Annotated in this window: 23 protein-coding genes and 1 pseudogene; 11 read left to right on the forward strand and 13 right to left on the reverse strand. The window is 31.1% G+C overall.

Annotation, left to right across the window (positions count from 1 at the left end; all coding sequences use genetic code 11):
- Positions 1-105 precede the first annotated feature (105 nt).
- From AC2FB1_RS10070 to AC2FB1_RS10100, 7 genes are all read right to left on the reverse strand, one after another.
- Positions 106-1,407, reverse strand: a complete 1,302-nt coding sequence (locus AC2FB1_RS10070; RefSeq protein ID WP_490675104.1) for an NtaA/DmoA family FMN-dependent monooxygenase — start codon at positions 1,405-1,407, stop codon at positions 106-108.
- A 232-nt stretch (positions 1,408-1,639) separates the two neighbouring features.
- Positions 1,640-1,951 carry a DUF960 family protein gene (locus AC2FB1_RS10075; protein ID WP_490675105.1) on the reverse strand — a complete coding sequence of 104 codons (312 nt, stop codon included), beginning with the start codon at positions 1,949-1,951 and terminating at the stop codon, positions 1,640-1,642.
- 86 nt (positions 1,952-2,037) lie between these two features.
- Positions 2,038-2,388 (reverse strand): SAUGI family uracil-DNA glycosylase inhibitor, encoded by a 351-nt coding sequence (locus AC2FB1_RS10080; protein ID WP_490675107.1) that lies wholly within the window; start codon positions 2,386-2,388, stop codon positions 2,038-2,040.
- A gap of 534 nt (positions 2,389-2,922) precedes the next feature.
- A complete protein-coding gene (gene putP / locus AC2FB1_RS10085; protein WP_490675108.1) occupies positions 2,923-4,461 on the reverse strand; it encodes a sodium/proline symporter PutP in 1,539 nt (512 codons plus the stop codon).
- Positions 4,462-4,916: 455 nt separating this feature from the next.
- Positions 4,917-5,138, reverse strand: a complete 222-nt coding sequence (locus AC2FB1_RS10090) for a hypothetical protein (RefSeq protein ID WP_490675110.1) — start codon at positions 5,136-5,138, stop codon at positions 4,917-4,919.
- A 13-nt stretch (positions 5,139-5,151) separates the two neighbouring features.
- A complete protein-coding gene (locus AC2FB1_RS10095) occupies positions 5,152-5,655 on the reverse strand; it encodes a DUF1643 domain-containing protein (protein ID WP_490675111.1) in 504 nt (167 codons plus the stop codon).
- 14 nt (positions 5,656-5,669) lie between these two features.
- Positions 5,670-5,981, reverse strand: a complete 312-nt coding sequence (locus AC2FB1_RS10100) for a DUF960 family protein (protein WP_490675112.1) — start codon at positions 5,979-5,981, stop codon at positions 5,670-5,672.
- A gap of 374 nt (positions 5,982-6,355) precedes the next feature.
- Here AC2FB1_RS10100 and AC2FB1_RS10105 point away from each other — a divergent pair, with 374 nt between their 5' ends.
- The 5 genes and pseudogenes from AC2FB1_RS10105 (at position 6,356) to AC2FB1_RS10125 (ending at position 10,251) form a co-directional block, all read left to right on the forward strand.
- On the forward strand, positions 6,356-7,372 hold the full coding sequence (locus tag AC2FB1_RS10105) for a hemolysin family protein (RefSeq protein WP_490675113.1): 1,017 nt from the start codon (positions 6,356-6,358) through the stop codon (positions 7,370-7,372).
- A gap of 220 nt (positions 7,373-7,592) precedes the next feature.
- Positions 7,593-7,823, forward strand: a pseudogene (locus AC2FB1_RS10110) (family 1 glycosylhydrolase); the annotation flags it as partial.
- 249 nt (positions 7,824-8,072) lie between these two features.
- Positions 8,073-8,852: a hypothetical protein gene (locus AC2FB1_RS10115; protein WP_490675115.1), complete on the forward strand. Its 780-nt coding sequence runs from the start codon at positions 8,073-8,075 to the stop codon at positions 8,850-8,852.
- 371 nt (positions 8,853-9,223) lie between these two features.
- Positions 9,224-9,607: a hypothetical protein gene (locus AC2FB1_RS10120; RefSeq protein ID WP_490675116.1), complete on the forward strand. Its 384-nt coding sequence runs from the start codon at positions 9,224-9,226 to the stop codon at positions 9,605-9,607.
- An 11-nt stretch (positions 9,608-9,618) separates the two neighbouring features.
- Entirely contained in the window at positions 9,619-10,251 is a 633-nt protein-coding gene (locus AC2FB1_RS10125) for a hypothetical protein (protein ID WP_490675118.1), read from the forward strand.
- 132 nt (positions 10,252-10,383) lie between these two features.
- On the opposite strand, the gene arsC is transcribed toward AC2FB1_RS10125, so the two are convergent.
- From arsC to arsD, 5 genes are all read right to left on the reverse strand, one after another.
- Positions 10,384-10,779, reverse strand: coding sequence for an arsenate reductase (thioredoxin) (arsC, locus tag AC2FB1_RS10130; protein ID WP_490675120.1), 396 nt, complete (start codon positions 10,777-10,779; stop codon positions 10,384-10,386).
- A 16-nt stretch (positions 10,780-10,795) separates the two neighbouring features.
- Positions 10,796-12,085 (reverse strand): arsenite efflux transporter membrane subunit ArsB, encoded by a 1,290-nt coding sequence (arsB, locus tag AC2FB1_RS10135; protein WP_232133135.1) that lies wholly within the window; start codon positions 12,083-12,085, stop codon positions 10,796-10,798.
- 2 nt (positions 12,086-12,087) lie between these two features.
- Positions 12,088-12,402, reverse strand: a complete 315-nt coding sequence (locus AC2FB1_RS10140; protein WP_039984126.1) for an ArsR/SmtB family transcription factor — start codon at positions 12,400-12,402, stop codon at positions 12,088-12,090.
- Positions 12,403-12,539: 137 nt separating this feature from the next.
- Positions 12,540-14,264 carry an arsenical pump-driving ATPase gene (gene arsA / locus AC2FB1_RS10145; RefSeq protein ID WP_490675124.1) on the reverse strand — a complete coding sequence of 575 codons (1,725 nt, stop codon included), beginning with the start codon at positions 14,262-14,264 and terminating at the stop codon, positions 12,540-12,542.
- Positions 14,251-14,598 carry an arsenite efflux transporter metallochaperone ArsD gene (arsD, locus tag AC2FB1_RS10150; RefSeq protein ID WP_002449502.1) on the reverse strand — a complete coding sequence of 116 codons (348 nt, stop codon included), beginning with the start codon at positions 14,596-14,598 and terminating at the stop codon, positions 14,251-14,253. The genes arsA and arsD overlap by 14 nt, the downstream gene beginning before the upstream one ends.
- A 280-nt stretch (positions 14,599-14,878) precedes the next feature.
- Between arsD and AC2FB1_RS10155 the strand changes: the two genes are divergently transcribed.
- From AC2FB1_RS10155 to AC2FB1_RS10180, 6 genes are all read left to right on the forward strand, one after another.
- Complete coding sequence (locus AC2FB1_RS10155; protein ID WP_002441924.1) at positions 14,879-15,073, forward strand: hypothetical protein; 195 nt, start codon at positions 14,879-14,881, stop codon at positions 15,071-15,073.
- Positions 15,074-15,118: 45 nt separating this feature from the next.
- Complete coding sequence (locus AC2FB1_RS10160; RefSeq protein WP_002449352.1) at positions 15,119-15,439, forward strand: ArsR/SmtB family transcription factor; 321 nt, start codon at positions 15,119-15,121, stop codon at positions 15,437-15,439.
- An 87-nt stretch (positions 15,440-15,526) separates the two neighbouring features.
- Positions 15,527-16,411: a permease gene (locus tag AC2FB1_RS10165; RefSeq protein ID WP_002454595.1), complete on the forward strand. Its 885-nt coding sequence runs from the start codon at positions 15,527-15,529 to the stop codon at positions 16,409-16,411.
- 13 nt (positions 16,412-16,424) lie between these two features.
- The gene (locus AC2FB1_RS10170; RefSeq protein WP_002449516.1) at positions 16,425-16,553 is read left to right on the forward strand and encodes a hypothetical protein; all 129 of its coding nucleotides are present in this window, start codon (positions 16,425-16,427) and stop codon (positions 16,551-16,553) included.
- Between the two features lie 713 nt (positions 16,554-17,266).
- Complete coding sequence (locus AC2FB1_RS10175; RefSeq protein ID WP_490675121.1) at positions 17,267-19,327, forward strand: heavy metal translocating P-type ATPase; 2,061 nt, start codon at positions 17,267-17,269, stop codon at positions 19,325-19,327.
- 17 nt (positions 19,328-19,344) lie between these two features.
- Positions 19,345-19,890, forward strand: coding sequence for a YdhK family protein (locus AC2FB1_RS10180; protein WP_490675122.1), 546 nt, complete (start codon positions 19,345-19,347; stop codon positions 19,888-19,890).
- 325 nt (positions 19,891-20,215) lie between these two features.
- Here the strand turns inward: AC2FB1_RS10180 and AC2FB1_RS10185 are convergent, their stop codons facing one another.
- Positions 20,216-20,683: a DinB family protein gene (locus AC2FB1_RS10185; RefSeq protein ID WP_490675123.1), complete on the reverse strand. Its 468-nt coding sequence runs from the start codon at positions 20,681-20,683 to the stop codon at positions 20,216-20,218.
- Between the last annotated feature and the right edge of the window lie 406 nt (positions 20,684-21,089).

Here is a 21,089-nt window from a genome sequence, read left to right on the forward strand (position 1 = left end):
CTACAACTATAAAAAATAGCTGTGAATAAATCTATCGTCATAGATTTCTTCACAGCTAATCTTAGTATGTTTTTTATGATATCTATTGAATAAAAGGAAGTTTAATTATACTTTCTCTGTATTTATATTTAAATGGTCTTTTAACATATGACTTTCATATTCTTTTCTAAACACGCCACGCGCTTGAAGAATTGGAATGACTAAATCAATAAATTTTTCAAATGAGTTTGGATATGTTGGTGACATTAACATAAAACCATCGCACGCTTCTTTTTCAAACCATTCAATCATTTCATCCGCTACTTGTTCCGGTGTCCCCACTATCGTTTTATGTCCTACCCAAGTGCCAAATCGATCTAATAAATCGCGTAAGGTAAGTTGTTCAGTCATAACAGCACGCTGTACGGCTTCATACACAGATTTTACAACTTTTTTCTCTAATGCATCATAAGGTGGTAATGATGGTACAACTTCATCTAGTTTCCACTCACTTATATCTAGACCAATGGCTTTAGATAATTGTTTCTTGCGTTTTTCAAGTGGGATCATATCATCTAATTGTTGTTTAAGTTTATAAGCGTCCTTCTCATTCTCATCAACATAAACGGTGAGACCTGGTAATACAAGAGGTGGTTGACGATTTTCTTCCATGGCACGTTGATGAATGTCTTGTCTGAACTGTTGGCCATCTTGTAAATTCCATGCAATTGAAAAAATAGCATCCACGTGTCGTACTGCTAAATCACGACCTGGAATAGAAGTTCCTGCTTGAAATAAACGTGGTCGACCATATTTTGGTGTTGGAATGTTAATAGCTCCGGCAACTTGAAAATACTTTCCTTGATAATGAAGTGGATGAATATACTGATGATTTAAGCCAATTCCTGAGTTTTTGTGATTAACGATAGCTTCTACAGTAAATGATTCCCATAATTTTTTCATTACATTAATAAACTCATCTGCTCGTTCATAACGTTTTTCAAGATGTGGTAAAGCTTGCATCGAGTAGTTTTGTGCTTCTAAATCAAATTGAGATGTTACAATATTTGCCCCAATACGCCCATGAGATATTTGATGTAAACTTGAAAGCATACGTGCTGCAAGATAAGGTTCATAAAAAGAAGAAGACATGGTACCTATCAAACCAATTGAATGTGTTTCACGTGAAATGGCAGCAAGCGCCGTTAGTGGTTCAAAATAATAAGAAATATGTCCCGTTTCTTCTCCAGAAATATATTGACCATCACCTAAGAAGAATGCATCCAGTTTACCTTTTTCGGCTAATTTCGCTAACTTAATTTGAAAATCAATATCTCCAACTTCTTCAACATATGAATGTGGTAGTCTCCAAGAGGCAGGATGTAGACCTGTACTATAAGCTAAAACAGATAAATGCATGTGTTTCATTGTCATTAACCCCTTTGTTATAAGTCAAAACTGTCATTTTAATTTACATATATCGTATATGGATTGTTGAAATTTTACAATATCTACTAACTATTTTATATCTTAAAATAATTATATACAATATCATCTAGTTGTTTAGCAATATGAATAAAATCTTGATTTAAATCCAATGTTTTGACACTAATCGTATTACCACTCATCTGAAACGTATTATCAGGTACAAGTTGTTCATCTAGTATTCTTCTGGTAAAAGCATCACATAATAAAAAGTGTCTACATCATCTTCACGAATGACATAGACTTTCTTAGGTAATGCATTTTGATTTTTTACATAGTTTGTATAGTGATATTCCAATTTGTATGCGGGTTGTTCTTGTTCATGTGTGATTGAGAGTATATCCTCATCTTCTTGCAGTCTAAAAATGTGTAGATAATCTGTATGGCCTTGATTATCTCTTTCTTTTACTATATTCCAAAGTAAGATTTGAAGGTCTAGAGATAGTTGTTCACTAATGCCTCTTGTGATGTATCGATTGACTTTCATATTATTTTACCTCGTCTTGAATTTCTTTCATGATGATAATCGCTTGGCTAATAATCGTAACAGATATTTGTGCCACTTTGATCCAATTATTCATGGTGAGTCCCTCCTTCTCTTAGTAAATGACGTTCATCGATAATCGCATTTTTAGTATCTGTAAGGTATAGAAAGTCCATATCAAAATGATTCAGATAACCAATACTGATGAGTTGGTTATTGGCATACATTAGAAATGGATAGATACTTAGCTCATGTAGCTCATCATTGTAGTAGGTATAAGTGTTGAGTGTGAGATGTGCCAATGGAGAATTATTAATAAAACGTTCGGGTAGAATATTTTCTGCTGCGTCTTCTAACGCTTCACATTCCCATGTTTCATTGTTAGATAGTTGGAATAGACGAGTTATATATTGTTTGAGTTCTTGCGTGGTTGTTTTCATATCATTGCCTCCTAGATAGTGTGATAGTGATGTAGTTCATATACATCATTGAGATAATATATATTTGACATCTCATTTATTACGTATCCCGGTGAGAATGAGAGAAAATTCCATATGAAAAACCGCTTCAAACCTTGGTATGACAAGGAAATCCCGAAATTCCGCCTATTTTGACGAACAATCAACTCATTATTTATAAGTATTGATGATGTGTGTAGGTCTCTCTATTTTCTTTTATATATTATTTATTTATAAAAAATAACGGGATTTTGGGATTGTGCTTGCACAATTCTTCTGCTTCTTCGAATCTGCAAATCCCATTCCTTTCCCGATAAAAAATCATTGTGGGATGTTCTTTAGCAATTTCAATATAAGCTTTGTGTAGTAGTAGATAGATGATGTAATTTACTAACATATTAGATAAGTGTTATTGAAATTGATAAAAACTATATACTTCAATAAAATGAAATTTGTAAATAAAAAATAAGAGATAGAACCACAATTTCTTGTTCTACCTCTTTAAGTGATAAAGTGTTATTTTTCTTTCACAAGTTTTTTAACTTCTTCTAATTCTTTTTCAACATCTCTATTCGGCTTTTTAGTTACAAGGCTCACTACATATGTCACAATGAGACTTGTTAAGAAACCAGGAATAATTTCATATAAATTAAAGAAATCATTATATGCTCCCAATGGTTTAACAAACACAATCCAAAGAATGACGACAATTGCTCCTGATAACATTCCAGAAATAGCTCCAGTACGACTTAAACCTTTCCAATAGAGGGATAATAATACCAGTGGACCAAATGCTGCACCGAATCCAGCCCAAGCGTTACCAACAAGATTTAAGATAGTGTCATTTGGCGTCCATGCAATGAGGATGGAGATAATCGCAACGACTACAACAGATAATCGACCCACTAATAAAAATTCTTTCTTATGTTGCTTTGCTGCTTCTTCACCACGAATTAACTTGTAAAAATCTTCTGTAAGTGAACTTGAAGTCACAAGTAATTGAGAAGAAATCGTACTCATAATTGCTGCCAAAATGGCTGCAAGTAGGAACCCACCTACAAGAGGATGGAATAAAATTTGTCCCATTAAAATAAATAGTGTTTCTGGATCTTTTAATTCAACACCTTTATCTTGTACAAACGAAATGCCAATTAATCCAACACATACTGCACCGATTAAACTAATAGCCATCCAACTAATACCAAATCTTCTAGACGTTTTTAATTGTCGTACGGATTTGATAGACATAAATCGTACAATGATATGAGGCTGGCCAAAATAGCCTAATCCCCAAGCAAAGAATGAAATGATGCCTATAATAGTTGTTCCTTTAAATAAATCTAAATTAGTAGGTTTTAATGTTGCTGCTTGTGAAAAAGCATCCATACCTCCGAGCTGCATCATGGCTACAATAGGTACCATAACCATCGCAATTAACATGACAACCCCTTGGAAAAAGTCAGTTAACGACACTGCTAAATAGCCACCAAAAAAAGTATATAAAATTACAATGACAGAGATTAAAATAAGTCCAATATGATAGTCTAAACCAAAAGCACTATCAAATAATTTACCACCTGATACCATACCTGAATGAGTATAGAGTGTAAAAAATACAACAATAATACCACCAGAGATAATTTTAATAATATTAGAATTATCATTAAGACGATGTGTAAAGTAATTAGGCAATGTAATTGAGTCATTGGCTTTTTCAGTGTACACACGAAGTCTTGGTGCTACAAGTATGTAGTTAACATAAGCTCCGATAGTTAACCCAATAGCTAACCATGCTGCTGATAAACCTGTAGTATAAACTTCTCCAGGTAATCCCATAATCATCCAACCGCTCATATCTGAAGCTCCAGCAGATAAGGCAGTAACATATGGGCCAATATTTCTTCCGCCAAGCATATATTCACTTAAATCCCCGGTTGCTTGCTTATAACCATAATATCCAATAACAAGTAAAATTAGAAAATATACTGCAAGCATGATATATGTTCGCCAGTCAGGATTTACTTGGCTTGATAAAGATGTAGCTAAAACAAACATATTAAATAACTCCCTTATATTTATTTTTGTTACATACAATTAGTATACATTAAATGAAAATAAATTAAAGGTGTGTGAAGTGATTTATATTTTAACAAACTGATAAATTCTTATAATATATAGGCTCTTCGTTGATTTTATTAATAAAATAAAAGAAATTGTACTTTTTTTAATATAGTATAATGATTTATATTAAGACAAAAAATATGTATATTAATTTTTTTGATATAAAAAACAGGTTCTTTTCTATATTTGAGTAACTATTTATAAGTTTTAAATATGACGTATTTTATATCAATAATATTACTAAAAACACTCTTCAAAGTAGACATTGAAAAATAAAGACTTTATCTGATAAAGTCCTATTATGTAAATTGAAATTAGCAAAAAAATAAGTATTAGAGCATTCCTCATCGCAAAGTGAAGGATGCTCTTATTTTATTAGAATATAGTTTTCATTTTGATAGATAATGATTAATAATTACCTGTAAATCATTATTAAGTACCGTTGTTATAGAGTCATCATTCATGAAATCATCATAGATTTTATCAAGAATTTCTTCATCTTCAATCGCTGTGAAAAGGGGCACTAACCCTTTTACTATTGAAATGTAATTTTGTGATGCTAAGCAACTAGCAACCGTTTGCCAATCTGATTGTGCGGTTTCATGATTCATAGATAATTCTCTTTTATTTTAGTGTCCATTTTTGACGTGCTTTAGGGTTAAGTGGATGAATGATTTCATTTGTTGCTGGGTTTATGAGCTTTTTTACTTTCTTTTTATGAGGTTTTAATATTTCCATCACTTGTGCCACACGTTCTACAACAACCGGTCGCTTTGCATAAGCACCATAGGCTAAAATTACTGTTTCACTTTCACTTATTGCTTTCATCAAGTGGATGTCTGTATGTTTATCAAAAGGTTCTTTGATATGTTTGAGATTTTCTGGGGTTTTAATATTAGAGAATAGATTTACAAGATATACAGCACCATATTGTTCAGTATTAGCTAATTGATTGAGGATAAGAACAGTTGTTAGATCGAGGGAAAGTACGTCATCTAAATGAGGGTACATCGTTATGACGGTACATGCGGGTTTCTTTTCATCCCACGTTTTTTTGAGTAAATAGCGATGTTGTTCATCGTCGCTAAATATAGCTTCTGTGTGTATGGTACTTTTGATTGTATTCATATTTGTTACTCCTTTTAGTATTCTTCTGGTAAAAGCATCACATAATAAAAAGCGTCTACGTCATCTTCACGAATGACGTAGACTTTCTTAGGTAATGCATTTTGATTTTTTAAATAGTTTGTATAGTGATATTCCAATTTGTATGCGGGTTGTTCTTGTTCATGTGTGATTGAGAGTATATCCTCATCTTCTTGCAGTCTAAAAATGTGTAGATAATCTGTATGGCCTTGATTATCTCTTTCTTTTACTATATTCCAAAGTAAGATTTGAAGGTCTAGAGATAGTTGTTCACTAATGCCTCTTGTGATGTATCGATTGACTTTCATATTATTTTACCTCATCTTGGATTTCTTTCCTGATGATAATCGCTTGGATAATAATAGCGTTATTCAATTTGGGGAAGATGTAACATTACTTTTTATGATGTTCATCTATCCTTATATCAATACGATTGATAACCGTTAGATACAGTGATTTCAATTACTATTTCTCTAATTCTTCAATATCTTTAAACATTGTCTGTAACACATTAGCAGTCATATCAGAATGATAGTATGGAGAGATTCAGCTTGTTTATCTTGTTCTAGTTGATCGTATTATTTATATTAGTATTTAAAATTTAAATATTTTAATTATATATAAAACGTTGATACAATTCATATAATAGAAAGTCTATATTTTTTATTTTGGAGGAACATATTTGGGGACCCTATTTAGTCTTATTACTTTTATATTATTATTAGTCCTAACGGCATTTTTCGTAGCGACAGAGTTTGCTATCGTGAAAGTCAGAGAAACAAGAATTGCACAATTGTCTAATGCAGGAGAGAAGAAAGCAATCGCTGCAAAAAAAGTTGTCGATCATCTTGATGAATATTTAGCTGCTTGTCAATTAGGTATTACCATTACTGCTTTAGGTATTGGTATGGTCGGGGAATCAACATTTGAATTTATTCTACATCCACTATTCAGTAGTATAGGTATTCCTGAAGCATGGATACATCCATTTACAATTGGTGGTGCATTTGTTATCGCGACATTTTTACATGTAGTTGTAGGTGAGATGGCACCTAAGACTATTGCTATTCAAAAAGCTGAGCATATTACATTACTATTTGCGAAGCCGATCATCTTTTTCTATAAAATAATGTATCCATTTATTTGGCTATTAAATGGCGCAGCACGATTAATCTTGAAAATGTTCAACATGAAACCAGCTAAAGAGAGTGAAGTATTCCACTCTGAAGAAGAATTAAAACAATTAATTCAAGATAGTCATGAAGGTGGCGAAATTAATGACAGTGAGTTACATCATATTAATCAAGCATTTAAATTCGATGATTTAGTCGCAAAAGATATAATGATAGACCAAGAATATGTCAAAACACTCAATTTAAATACACGTTTTGATGATGCGATTCAACAAATTAAAGTAGATGCATTTACAAGATATCCAGCTATTAAAGATGATAAAATTGTTGGTTTCATCCACTCTAAATCATTATTTAATGTGGATCAGCCATCTAAGTTAGCGACATTTGTTAATCCAATTATCAACGTTAAATTGGATACGCCATTGAAGCACATTTTGGAAATGATGAAAAAGAAAAAAGTTCATATTGCTGCAGTTTATGATGGTGTTGATTTCAAAGGTATCATTACCTTAGAAAATATTCTTGAAGAAATCGTTGGCGATATTGAAGATGAATATAATTAATACTATTGTATATACTGCCCCTATTATTGAGATTTGAACGTCTGAATGATAGGGCATTTTTTATTTATCGACTTTAAAAACTGACATCTGACTCAACTTGTAACTATAACGATTACATGAGATGAGAAGATTGAAAATTAGTAGTCGTTTTAATTTAGTTTGAGAACAAGTATCATTGATTAAACGAATCATTTAACACTAGACGATTTATTGTTATAGACATATTCATGATGCTATCGAAGCAGTAGATAAAGATGGCGTGAACTTAATAGGTTATACACCTTGGGGTATTATTAATATCGTATTATTTACAACCGGCGAAATGAAAAAACGCTATGGATTAATTCATGTAGATCGTGACAATGAGGGAAATGGCTCATTAGAACGTACCAAAAAAACTTCATTTGATTGGTATCGTAAAGTTATTGCATCAAATGGTGAAGAATTATAATTGTGTTACATCAATAACTAAATAGAAAAGACACCTTGTTATAGCTTTAATAATGATAGAGATGGCGTAATAGAAACATTGAATACATTACTTATAAATGACGATAATTATAGTGTGTGAGTCAATATGTAAGTAACTTTTATACGATAAACCCCATCATTTACTGATACGCAAAAGTATCTCACAAAAGAAAAAATAGACAGTATAATATATCATGAAATCACTTATTAAATAAGGGGGAAATGGGTAATGACGATGTTTCGTGAAGCACTCATATGGATAGTGCTTCTCATATTCAACTTAATAAACACGTTTTTAGTGTTTGTAGGAAAAACATCATTGTTCAAGGTTCCGCTTTGGAGTACATGGTTAGTTTGGGGAATAGTTACTATAATTATAGTAGGCGTTTTGCTTTTTAGAAAACATTTACAAAAAAAGCATCCACGCATTAATGAAAGTCTCAATAATAAAGATTTTGAAGCGGGAGAATTCTTTGTACAAATGCCTTTATATATCATTGAGAATCAAAGCAATGTTATATATGGCAACGAGACAATAACGTATAAACCTGTTTTTGTTAATATATTTCATAAATTATTGAGTCTCTTTGGTGTTCAAACAAAATATAGTATATATATGAATTCTAGTGAGAACAATGTAAAAGTAATTCGTAAACATGTAGTAGCGAATAAACATCAATATACGATGTATTTGAATGGTGAAGAAGTAGGCACACTTGAGATGAAACAGTTCTTCAAAAGTGGGGGAAAGCAACAAATTCCTTATACGTTTAATTACAAATCTGAGGTGTTTGATGTAAGCAATCCGTTTTTTAATAATGAAACCAAAATTACATTTGAGAATGAAGTATTATTAACCGCAAAGCGTAGTTTTTTAGATATTTCAAAAAGTAAACTGACTAAAAAACGTGGGGAAAAACACAATATACACATTCACAGTACTAAAGTAGAGAAAGAAATATTAATAGCCATTTACTTACAATGCATGATAAACAAGCAAACACAATAAATGAAGTATAGGTGTTGTATAAATGAATCAAAATAATAATTGATTTAACCATCACCGAATAAAGATTTTAGTACAAATATACCCTATTACCATAACTGCTAAAAAAGATAGTGAAGGCAACAAAACAAACCATATTGACATACATCTCTCTCCTTACTCACCATATTTTTTATTTAAAATCTAAACATATGATTAAAAGTGATAGATGATTTTAAATATAGTGTAACAAAAATAATTTAAAATGAAATAACTCACAATTGATATATTAAAATTTGTATAAAAGGTTTAAAGATAAAGTAAGTTATATATCACTCACTTAGAAATGAATTGACTAAGAATGTTACAATGCAAATGAGTAGAGGAGAGTGTTTATGAAAAAGACAATATTATTAGCTAGTCTATTGGGTTTGTCTTTTATGTTAGTAGCTTGTGGAACATCGGGAGAACAGAAAGAACCTTCTAAAGATAGTCAAAAGTCAGAGAAATATACATATGAGTATTATGAAGTGCTAAATAATGGTTCAGAAGATACACCCAATGTGGAAATAAAATATAAAGATAAAAATGGTAAATCACATTTACAAAAGACGGATTTAGAACACGTTTATGAACATATTTTAAATGATGGAAATAAAAAGCCTTATATAATTAAAGATGGCAAAAAGATTCATGTCTATCGTCCACCATATATGATTTATGGCGATGACGATATTGAAGGACAAGTTACTGCTAAAGATGAAATATCTAAAGAGTAAGAGGTGAGTGGGTGAAGCATAAAGTATTAAAAATGATAAGTATAGTGATAATCTTTAATGTGACCTCGCTTTGTATATTGTCTACAAATTTAGAAGCTGTAACCTCAAGCACTAGTAGCTCAAGTTCGAGTAGTAGTTCGTCATCTTCTACGGTTAGAAGTTCAACGTCTTCAAGTTCGTCAATGAGTCGTTCAAGTACGATGAATGCTTCACGAGTTGCAAAACAATCAAGTCAGCGTGCAGCTCAACAAGCTAGTCGAACAAATAGTATTACATATAATAACAAAGCATCAAAATTCAAACAAGATACTGGTAAACTTCAGTCTCAACAAGCACGATCAATGGTTTCTACAAGACATCGATATAGACCGGGGGCCTCATATACGTCACAATTTATGGCTACTTCATATTATAATAATTGGTTATATTTTTATTTTATTACATCCGGTATGTATAAAAATAAAACCAATCATGTTGAATACCAAAAAAACATGTTGAAACAACAAATGAAAGCGCATGAGACATTATATACCATTACCGTTCAAACTAATAAAGGCAAACGTTTAGTTGTTGTCCCGAAAAAGCAATACGATGAAATTAAAAACGGTGAGAAAGTGAAAATTAAAAATAGTGTACTACAATAACTCACATTGAGTAGTCCCACATTCTTAATAGAAGGGAATTTTAGTAAAGTGTGTTCATCATTTTAAAACTTTGTAATAGTCTAAAATGGTATATTAAAAAAAGCGTCTCAATGATATTGAGACGCTTAAAGTTTATCTAGCTTTAAATGATTCAATGGTAGTTTTGATTTCATCTCTAACACGTTGAAATTCTGACCAAGGTTGGCCTGCTGGATCGTCAAATCCCCAATGTTCTTTCTTTACATTAGGCGGCAATACAGGACAGTTTTGATCAGCATCACTACATAGAGTTACTACTAAATCGGATTGGTTTAGTATAGTGTTGTCAATTAAATTAGAAGTATGGTTTGAGATATCAATTCCGACTTCTTTCATCGCTTCGATTGCTTTCGGATTGACACCGTGTGCCTCAATACCGCCAGAATATACTTGCCATTCATCACCTAAGATGTTCTTAGCCCAACCTTCAGCCATTTGGCTACGGCATGAATTACCTGTACATATAAAGTAAATTGTTTTCTTTGTCATCATTGACACCTCTTTTTTAAAATATAATAAGTGTAACGTATAAACCTACTAATGTGATAAACAGAACAGGAATCGTAATAACAATACCTGTTTTAAAATATGTGCCCCATGAAATTTTTACTCCTTTTTGTGTTAAAACGTGTAACCATAGTAGTGTTGCTAAGGAGCCGATAGGTGTGATTTTAGGTCCTAAATCTGCACCAATGATATTAGCATAAATCATGCCTTCTTTGATTAAACCGGTAGTTGCAGATTGTCCAATAGCAATTGCATCAATTAATACGGTAGGCATATTATTCATAATAGCTGAAAGAAATGCAGATATGAAGCCCATACCTATCACACTACTAAACAATCCATAGTTTGATATGCTTGATAGCATATTAGCTAATAATGCAGTAATACCCACATTTTTCAGACCAAATACAACTAAATACATTCCTATAGAAAAGAGCACAATATTCCAAGGTGCACCTTTGATCACTTGTTTCGTGTTTACAACGCTTGATTGATAGGCCAATACAGTAAATATAAACGCAATTGAACAAGCAATTATCGATACTGGAATTTGAATAAATTCACTAACTATATAACCAATGAGTAATATCGATAAAACAATCCATGAAAACTTGAATAATTTTGGATCTTTAATGGCTTGATTAGGCGTTTTAAGGTTTTTAATTTCAAAATGGTTGGGAATAACTTTTCTGAAATATAACCATAATACAACGATACTTGCAAGTAAAGAGAATAGATTGGGAATCATCATGCGACTTACATATTCAATAAATCCAATATGGAAGTAGTCAGCAGAAACGATATTAACCAAATTACTTACAATTAATGGAAGAGACGTAGTATCTGCAATGAATCCACTTGCAATGATAAAAGGAAAAATGACTTTTTGATTAAACCCAAGATTTCTTACCATAGCGAGCACGATTGGAGTGAGAATTAATGCAGCTCCATCATTCGCAAAGAAGGCTGCTACAATAGCGCCTAACAACATAATGTAGACAAACATTTTAAACCCATGACCATTTGAAGCTCTGACCATATGTATAGCTGCCCATTCGAAAAATCCAATTTCATCTAAAATTAATGAAATGAGTATAACAGCGACAAAGGTTAACGTCGCATTCCAAACAATCCCTGTAACTTCTAATACGTCTGAAAAGCTAACGACACCTGTAATGATAGCAATAACAGCACCGATTAAAGCTGTAACTCCAATATCCAAACCTTTAGGTTGCCATATGATAAAAATCAACGTTAATATAAAAATAGTGATTGCTAATATCGTCATTGTTAACACTCACCTTTCTCTACTGTTTCACATATACATGGGACAGTACAGGAACTCAATAGAGTGAGTCGTGATGTAACGTTATCCAATACGTCATGATTCAATTTGTATAAAATTTTATTACCATCTTTTCTGGATGTAATTAAATTATTGTCTTTTAATACTTTCATATGATGACTTAATGTGGGTTGAGAAAAAGAAAAATGCTCTAATAAATCACAAGCGCATAATTCACCACAAGATAACAAATCTAATATTTCAAGACGGCTACTATCAGCCATCACTTTCAAGTATTGCGATATTTCACTATAATTCAATTTTTTCTCCCTTTCTACTTGAAATCTTTTATTTCGTTAATAATTTTTATTGTCACTTGATAAATTATATACTTGCTTAACTCCTAAATTATTAACTGGTTTAAAGTAGACTCTAGGTCTCATTATAATCAATAACATTAATACTCTGATATTCGATAAGGTATGACAAAGTAATTATCAAAACTTTCATTTTTAATTTTGTTTATCCAAAATGATTCATCTTCTTTTTTGTTACTAAAAAGGTCATCACGTTGATTTAGCGTAACTAACGATTGATTAACGACCCACCAATTATGGCCTATATTAGCTCTATTTAAATCTTCTACTAAACGTTTAGATTCTAAATAAGGTGTTTTTTCTGCTAGTGTTACGATTATCATCTGTGTTAAATTTTTATTTTGAATCTTAGGTAATAATGTTTCAACATTACTGGTAGTTTGAGTTGATTTTTTCTTTAATTCTCTATGATGATTTTCACTAGAATCAAGTAACAGCAAGGTATGGCCTGTAGGAGCTGTATCTACAATGACGTAATCCATGTCATCTTGATTCTCCATAATGTCACTAAAGGCTTTGAAAAATGCTATTTCTTCTGTACAAGGTGATTTTAAATCTTCCATAATATAATCAATATCGTCTTGTGGTGTATCATCATTCACTGTGGCTAGTACTTCTTTTTTATACTTTTCTAATGCTTGTTCTTCATCAATATAAGCAGTATTTAAATTACTTGTAGTTTCAACATTAATTTCTTTAGTAGGGTCAGTAGTTGCTAAAAGAACACGATATCCTTTATTAGATAACGTTGTAGCTAATTGCGTTGCTACTGTCGTTTTACCAACGCCACCTTTTCCCATTGTAAATAAATATTGAACTTTACTATTTTCAATTTCATCGATTAATTTATTAAATTGCGGATGATCTTCAACAATAAAGTCATCATTTTCAATTAAGTTATCATCATTTAATAGATTCGTTAAACCTTCTATACCTTCTTCTTTCTGCTTTTTATATGGAACATAATAAGCATGATTGTTATTTAACCATTCAGTAAAATGATTAATATTTTTATCTTGTTCTGATTTCATCTGACTCGAAATTAAACCGTGACTTTCTTCTATATAGTTGTTAATGATTACTTTGAATTTAGAAATTGACAGTTGTTGTAATTCTTGTTGCGCTCTTTGAATTTCATATATAGAAGAATGAGTAGGTCTCGCAACTAACATCATGGTCGTATCATCTTGGTTACGTAGTTTTTCAAGTGCTGAATTATATTTAACTCTATTTTCATTTAAACCTGATAATTGACCTAAGCAAGAAGCGTCATTACTCGTTGTATTTAAATAATCTGTCCATGCAGAAGGTAATTCAAGCATTCTCAAGGTGTGACCTGTTGGAGCTGTATCAAATATAATAAAATCAAATTCTTGTTCTAAAGTTTTATCGGATAAAAAATTTGTAAATTCATTAAATGCTGCTACTTCAACTGTACATGAACCACTTAACTGTTCTTTCATTTCAGAAAGCACATCTTCTGGTAGAATACCCTCATAAGGTTCTATAGATTGTGCTTTATAATCGTCTGCAGCAGCAATCGGGTCAAAATTGGCTATAGAGAGATTAGGTATAGGTTGATATTTAGTTAATTTATTAGATAATTCCATTTGAAATACATCTTGTAAATTACTAGCTGGATCAGTACTTACTAAAGCTACTTTCTTTCCATTCTCTGCTAAGTTTAAAGCAATAAAACTTGATATCGTTGTTTTGCCTACGCCACCTTTACCAGTAAAAAACAAATATTTTGTTAACTCAATGTTATCTAAATTCAATTTATTTAAGTATTTAACAGCATCCATCTCCACCACAGCATCCTCCATTTCTCATTTGATTAACTGTAATGATTTCATCGGCTTCTTCTTGGGTAATATAAGCGCCCGTTTTAGCTATACCGCCTTCTATAAAAGTGATTGGTAAAACTTCATCACCTTTTTCTTGAATTAAACGAATAACTTCTTGATTTTTAATGAATTCATTCGGATTATTATTCATATTATAACGTTGAACTTCTATTTGATTTTGCTTTAAATATTCATTGATTTGGTTCGCTTTTATTAGTGTTTCATCCGGTTCTGGACCACATACGCCAGTAGAACAGCACATAGCTTCTTCGTATATTTCAATATTTAACATTATACTCACCTCATTAATTAATTTGCAATTATAGATTAACATCTATATAGATGGGTGTCTATGTTATTGTTTGAGTTTTAAAAATTTTACTAAATTTAATTCTTAATAATACAATTTATAAAAAATTATTTTAATATTTCTGTGAGAAATACCTAAGTTTATGTAAAATCATGGTTTTTTTCTTGCGATAATATAGATATTGATTTATATTTAATACATCAAAAAAAATTGATGTATTAAATGATATAAAACTACGTTGACAATAAGGAGGCGTGCTTGATTGCGAGTAAACCATGCAAGTACTTTAACTGTTGGTTATTTTGTAAGTTATTTAAATCTTGTTATGCTATCAAGAGAAATCAATTTAAAAGAAGCTACAATATATATGGAAAAGGAGTTCTTTAAAGGGAACATTAATCAGTATGGAGAATCAACAAAAAATAACTATAAACAAGCAATTCAAGAATTGAAATAAAGATAATATAAACTCAATGAAATATTATAAAAAGGATGGTCTTTTATGGAAGTTATTAAAGCAAAGACTGATATGAGTGAAGATCAACAATTTGACTTTTATGAAAATATGTTTAATGCACTTGCCGATAAAATCAGATTAAAAATACTAAATCAAATTAGCCAAAGCTTCAATAAATCATTATGTGTATGTGATTTAGAAGAGTTATTAGATATAAAACAATCTAAACTTTCTTATCATTTAAAAAAATTAGTAGATGCAAATGTTCTTATTGCTGAAAAGCATGGCACATGGAATTATTATAAAATTAATGAGCAGCAAATACAGGTTGTTTTAAATGAAGATACTTGTTGTAAGATATTATGAGTATCTTTTTTAATGTAGTATTAATCAACTTTTTTTGATTAATACATCAAGAAATATTGATTAATTAAATTTGGAGGCATTATACTCATGTTAGATTCAATTATGGAATTTATAAAAACATTTGTGATGTTGTTTTTTGAACTATTCATACTATTTATCATCGTGAGCTTTATTGTAAGTATCATCCAGCAGATAGTTTCAGAAGAAAAAATAAAATACTTTTTAAGTAAACCTAATCAAGCTATTAATTATATTTTGGGAATGGCTTTTGGTGCGATGACACCATTTTGTTCTTGTTCTACAATTCCTATACTTGCAGGTTTATTAAATTCTAAAGTTCCATTTGGCCCTGCAATGAGTTTTTTAATTGCGTCACCTTTAATGAATCCATTAATGATATTTATGTTATGGGCCTTATTAGGTTGGAAAGTTGCTGTTGTTTATTTTATTGTACTAGCAATCTTTAGTGTCTTAACGGGTCTAGTATTTTCAAAAATGAATTTATCTAAAAGTTATAAAGGTGTAAATGTTAAAGGCGATGGGTTTTTCGCTAATAAAAATGGATCTCGTTTTAAACAAGCATTAAATGATGCTTGGGCATTCTTATATCCAATGATTCCTTACTTATTTATCGGTGTATTTATTGGTGCTTTTATATATGGCTTTGTACCCGAAACATTTATTACTAAATATGCGAGTGGAGGTGGCATTATATCCGTATTTATTGCTTCTATTATAGGTATTCCTATGTATATTAGACCTGAAACCATGTTACCTATAGCTGAAGCATTAGCTTCAAAAGGAATGTCGCTTGGGACAGTTGTTGCTTTGATCATTGGTGGTGCTGGTGCAAGTATTCCAGAAGTTGTATTATTATCGAAACTATTCAAGAAAAAATTTGTAATCTCATTCGTTATCGCCATTTTAGTTGTAGCTATTTCTACAGGTTTGATGGTGAACATCGTTATTTAAAGGAGGTGAGATAATGGGAGTCAAAGACGTATTAAAAAAATTAAAACCTCAGGAACAATCTTGTTGTTCTGTAGAAATTGAAGAAAAAAAAGAGAAAAATGAAAAAGAGCAACAGGATAATAATTGTTGTTGTAACAATTAATTTAGAAGTCTGTAAAATATATGCTTCTAATAAATGAACGACAAATTCCAATGTAATAGTATGGAATTTGTCGTTCTTTCGTTTCAATTAAGGAAAATGATGTGTTTATTTAGTATTTCTTTAAGACTTATAACAAAAAGACGTTAATTAAAAACCGCAACACTAACCGATACGCAGACTCATACTATAAATAAAACTAAAAATAAGGTTGTATATAACTCACTTTGAAATTGATTGAATATAATATGGTATCTTTAATAAAATGTAGCTATTGTGACGTAGAATTTGAGAATCAAAAAAATGATTAATATAGTTTGAAGAAACTGAGCATAAATACTAGAAAAATAGCCAGTAAATGAGTTTATTATGAATTCATTTACTGGCTTCTTTAAATAATGATCTAGACAATTTGCTTTTCTAGACCTACTTTGAAATGCGTTATTTTCTTTAAGAATAGTAATATATGATTTGTGTTGATAATGCTAACCTTGGTCAGAGTGTATTGTCATGCGATAGTTCAGATGAGATTTTTTAATTAAAACCTTGTTTTAAACATCGATGACAAGGTCTAATGTAGGACGTGTAGACATCATTTTTAGAATGATATAAATAAATCCATAAATGGAGATAAATCGAAACTATTTATACCCTAGGGGGGTATATGTTATAGTATAAGTAACTTTACTATAACATTTTCATTGGGAGGGGTTAATTTGAAGAATAATGGTGAAGCGCATAATCATCAAAATCACATGAATCATTCCAATCAAATGCATCATGATAACCATGCCTCACATCATCATAGTGGCCATGCACATCATCATGGAAATTTTAAAGTTAAGTTTTTTGTTTCATTAATTTTTGCAATACCTATCATTCTTTTATCGCCAATGATGGGTATTAACTTACCTTTTCAATTCACATTTCCAGGTTCTGAATGGGTAGTGTTAATATTAAGTACAATTTTATTCTTTTATGGTGGTAAACCGTTCTTGTCTGGTGGTAAAGATGAAATTGCTACAAAAAAACCAGGCATGATGACCTTAGTTGCTCTAGGTATTTCAGTAGCTTATATTTATAGCTTGTATGCTTTTTATATGAATAACTTTAGTAGTGCAACTGGTCATACAATGGACTTTTTTTGGGAATTAGCAACCTTAATTTTAATTATGCTATTAGGACATTGGATAGAAATGAATGCTGTCGGAAATGCTGGAGATGCTTTAAAGAAAATGGCAGAACTATTACCTAATAGTGCTATTAAAGTTATGGATAATGGCCAACGCGAAGAAGTTAAAATATCAGACATCATGACTGATGATATCGTCGAAGTAAAAGCCGGAGAAAGCATTCCAACAGATGGTATTATCGTTCAAGGACAAACATCTATAGATGAATCCCTAGTCACTGGAGAATCTAAAAAAGTACAAAAAAATCAAAATGACAACGTCATCGGGGGTTCTATTAATGGGTCTGGAACAATACAAGTCAAGGTTACAGCTGTTGGAGAAGATGGATATCTTTCTCAAGTTATGGGACTTGTTAATCAAGCACAAAATGATAAATCTAGTGCTGAATTGTTATCTGATAAAGTAGCGGGTTATTTATTCTACTTTGCTGTAATTGTTGGCGTGATTTCTTTTATTGTCTGGATGCTCATTCAAAATGATGTTGATTTTGCATTAGAACGTCTTGTAACTGTGTTAGTCATTGCTTGTCCACATGCTTTAGGCTTGGCAATACCTTTAGTCACTGCACGTTCTACTTCAATTGGTGCACATAATGGTTTAATTATTAAAAATAGAGAGTCTGTAGAAATAGCTCAACATATCGATTATGTAATGATGGATAAAACTGGTACTTTAACTGAGGGTAACTTTTCTGTGAATCATTATGAGAGCTTTAAAAATGATTTGGGTAATGATACAATATTAAGCCTTTTCGCCTCATTAGAAAGTCAATCTAATCACCCATTAGCTATAAGTATTGTTGATTTTGCGAAAAGTAAAAATGTTTCATTTACTAATCCACAAGACGTTAATAATATTCCAGGTGTCGGATTAGAAGGTCTAATTGATAATAAAACATATAAAATAACAAATGTCTCTTATCTTGATAAACATAAACTTAATTATGACGATGACTTATTTACTAAATTAGCTCAACAAGGTAATTCAATCAGCTATTTAATTGAGGATCAACAAGTCATTGGCATGATTGCTCAAGGAGATCAAATTAAAGAAAGCTCAAAACAAATGGTAGCTGATTTACTATCAAGAAATATTACACCAGTCATGCTTACAGGTGACAATAATGAAGTGGCACACGCTGTCGCAAAAGAATTAGGTATTAGTGATGTCCACGCACAACTCATGCCAGAAGATAAGGAAAGCATTATAAAAGATTATCAAAGTGACGGTAATAAAGTCATGATGGTCGGAGACGGTATCAACGATGCGCCGAGTCTTATAAGAGCCGATATTGGTATAGCAATTGGTGCAGGCACAGATGTTGCAGTAGATTCAGGTGATATCATACTTGTTAAAAGTAATCCATCAGATATTATTCATTTCTTGACCCTTTCAAATAATACTATGAGAAAAATGGTGCAAAACTTATGGTGGGGTGCAGGTTATAATATTGTTGCTGTACCTTTAGCAGCCGGTATTTTAGCATTTATCGGCTTGATTTTATCACCTGCAATAGGGGCTATTTTAATGTCATTAAGTACGATTATCGTTGCAATTAATGCTTTTACATTAAAATTAAAATAAAAGGTAGGCGTTTTATTATGATTAAAAAATTATTTTTTATGATATTAGGGTCATTACTAATATTATCAGCTTGCTCCAATAATGATGAAAAAGATAAAGATACTAAAGATCAAAAAAGTGAGACCCATGTGAAGCATAATGATGAAAGTAAAGTTCCCGAAGATATGACATCGACGAATGAAGGTGAATTTAAAGCGGGAGATAAAGTGACGATTACAGCAGGGCATATGCCAGGTATGAAAGGTGCAGAAGCTACTGTAAAAGGTGCGTATAAAACATATGCCTATGTTGTAAGTTATAAACCCACAAATGGAAATGAAAAAGTAAACAATCATAAATGGGTTGTAAATGAAGAGATCAAAGATGCGCCTAAAGATGGATTTAGTAAGGGCGATACTGTTAAATTAGAAGCAAGTCATATGTCTGGTATGAAAGGTGCTACAGCCAATATAGATAACGTGAAAAAGACTACTGTTTACGTGGTTGATTACAAATCCAAAGATAATGGTAAAATCATTAAAAATCATAAATGGATGACAGGAAATGAACTGGAAGCACGCTAAAAATCTAATTCTAAATTGAGAAATAAATAGATATAAAAAATATTCTCCTTAATCAATAATTTAAAAAACTTATTATTGTTAAGGAGGATATTTTTAGTGTGTAAATTAAAAAGAATTTTAGAAGAATAATATTTATCAAAAAACGCTTAATAGACGTGAAGAATACAGTCTATTAAGCGTTTTATATTAATATTTTATCAGTACGTTTCATTTTTTTACACTAAACATGGTAGTTGAATGATACTAGTCTTAATTTTTCACAAAATACTATTCGCAATAACAATACGCAAATATATTCTCTCAAACTATAAATGATGGACTTAAATTATTTATCGTGTTTAAGCACACGGGCCATTTCTTCAATCTTACCGGCATGTAATGGAACATGGAAGGCATTTAGTACTAATAATTCGTTGAGTGTTTGACAACCAGCAACGGGTTCGTTAAGTTCTTGTGATAATTGTTCATCCGTTAGTTTGCGTGCACGTTCAGGAAGTGTTTTTAAGTTTTCTTTAATCGTTTCGATTGCTGGAACGTCTTGTCCTTCCCAGTTAGCAGGGCTAGATCCGTAACCAAAAAGTTTAGTATATTTAGCGATATCTATGGCATTTTGACCACCTATTGATAAAGCCGAATCGAAAATAGTTAAAACATGTCCAAACTGCCAATGTAACGTATTTGGAAAAACATCATTTTCTTTATCTAATACTTGTTCAACGTTCCAATTATCATAAACAGATAGTAGATGATTTACACCTACATCAATCACATCATAAACTGTTTTATCATTCATTTAAGCTTCCTCCTATATTAAAAAGTGTATTATTAAAATTCTACCCGTTAAAAATTACTCACAAACACTATGATTAGAAGTACTCGTTTTATTTACTGTATAGCACGAATGGATGTAAAGAGGATTAAGACTAGACAAGTATCGAAGCTGTATTACTGAAAAAATGCTATTAAAACAACAATAATAAATATTTATAACAGAGAAACTTACAAAATCATATCTTCAATTTCTTAGAAGGTAACTTAAACTAGTCATCTTTAGCTTGTTTTGTTCTCTCGAATTCTATTCTTAAAATGGAGAAATTTCTTAATCTTAGCATCAAAATAATGTAAAACATACTAAGATTAGCTGTGAAGAAATCTATGACGATAGATTTCTTCACAGCTATTTTTTATAGTTGTAGAGA

The organism is Staphylococcus sp. CoH_129_LAB_1, assembly GCF_058191515.1.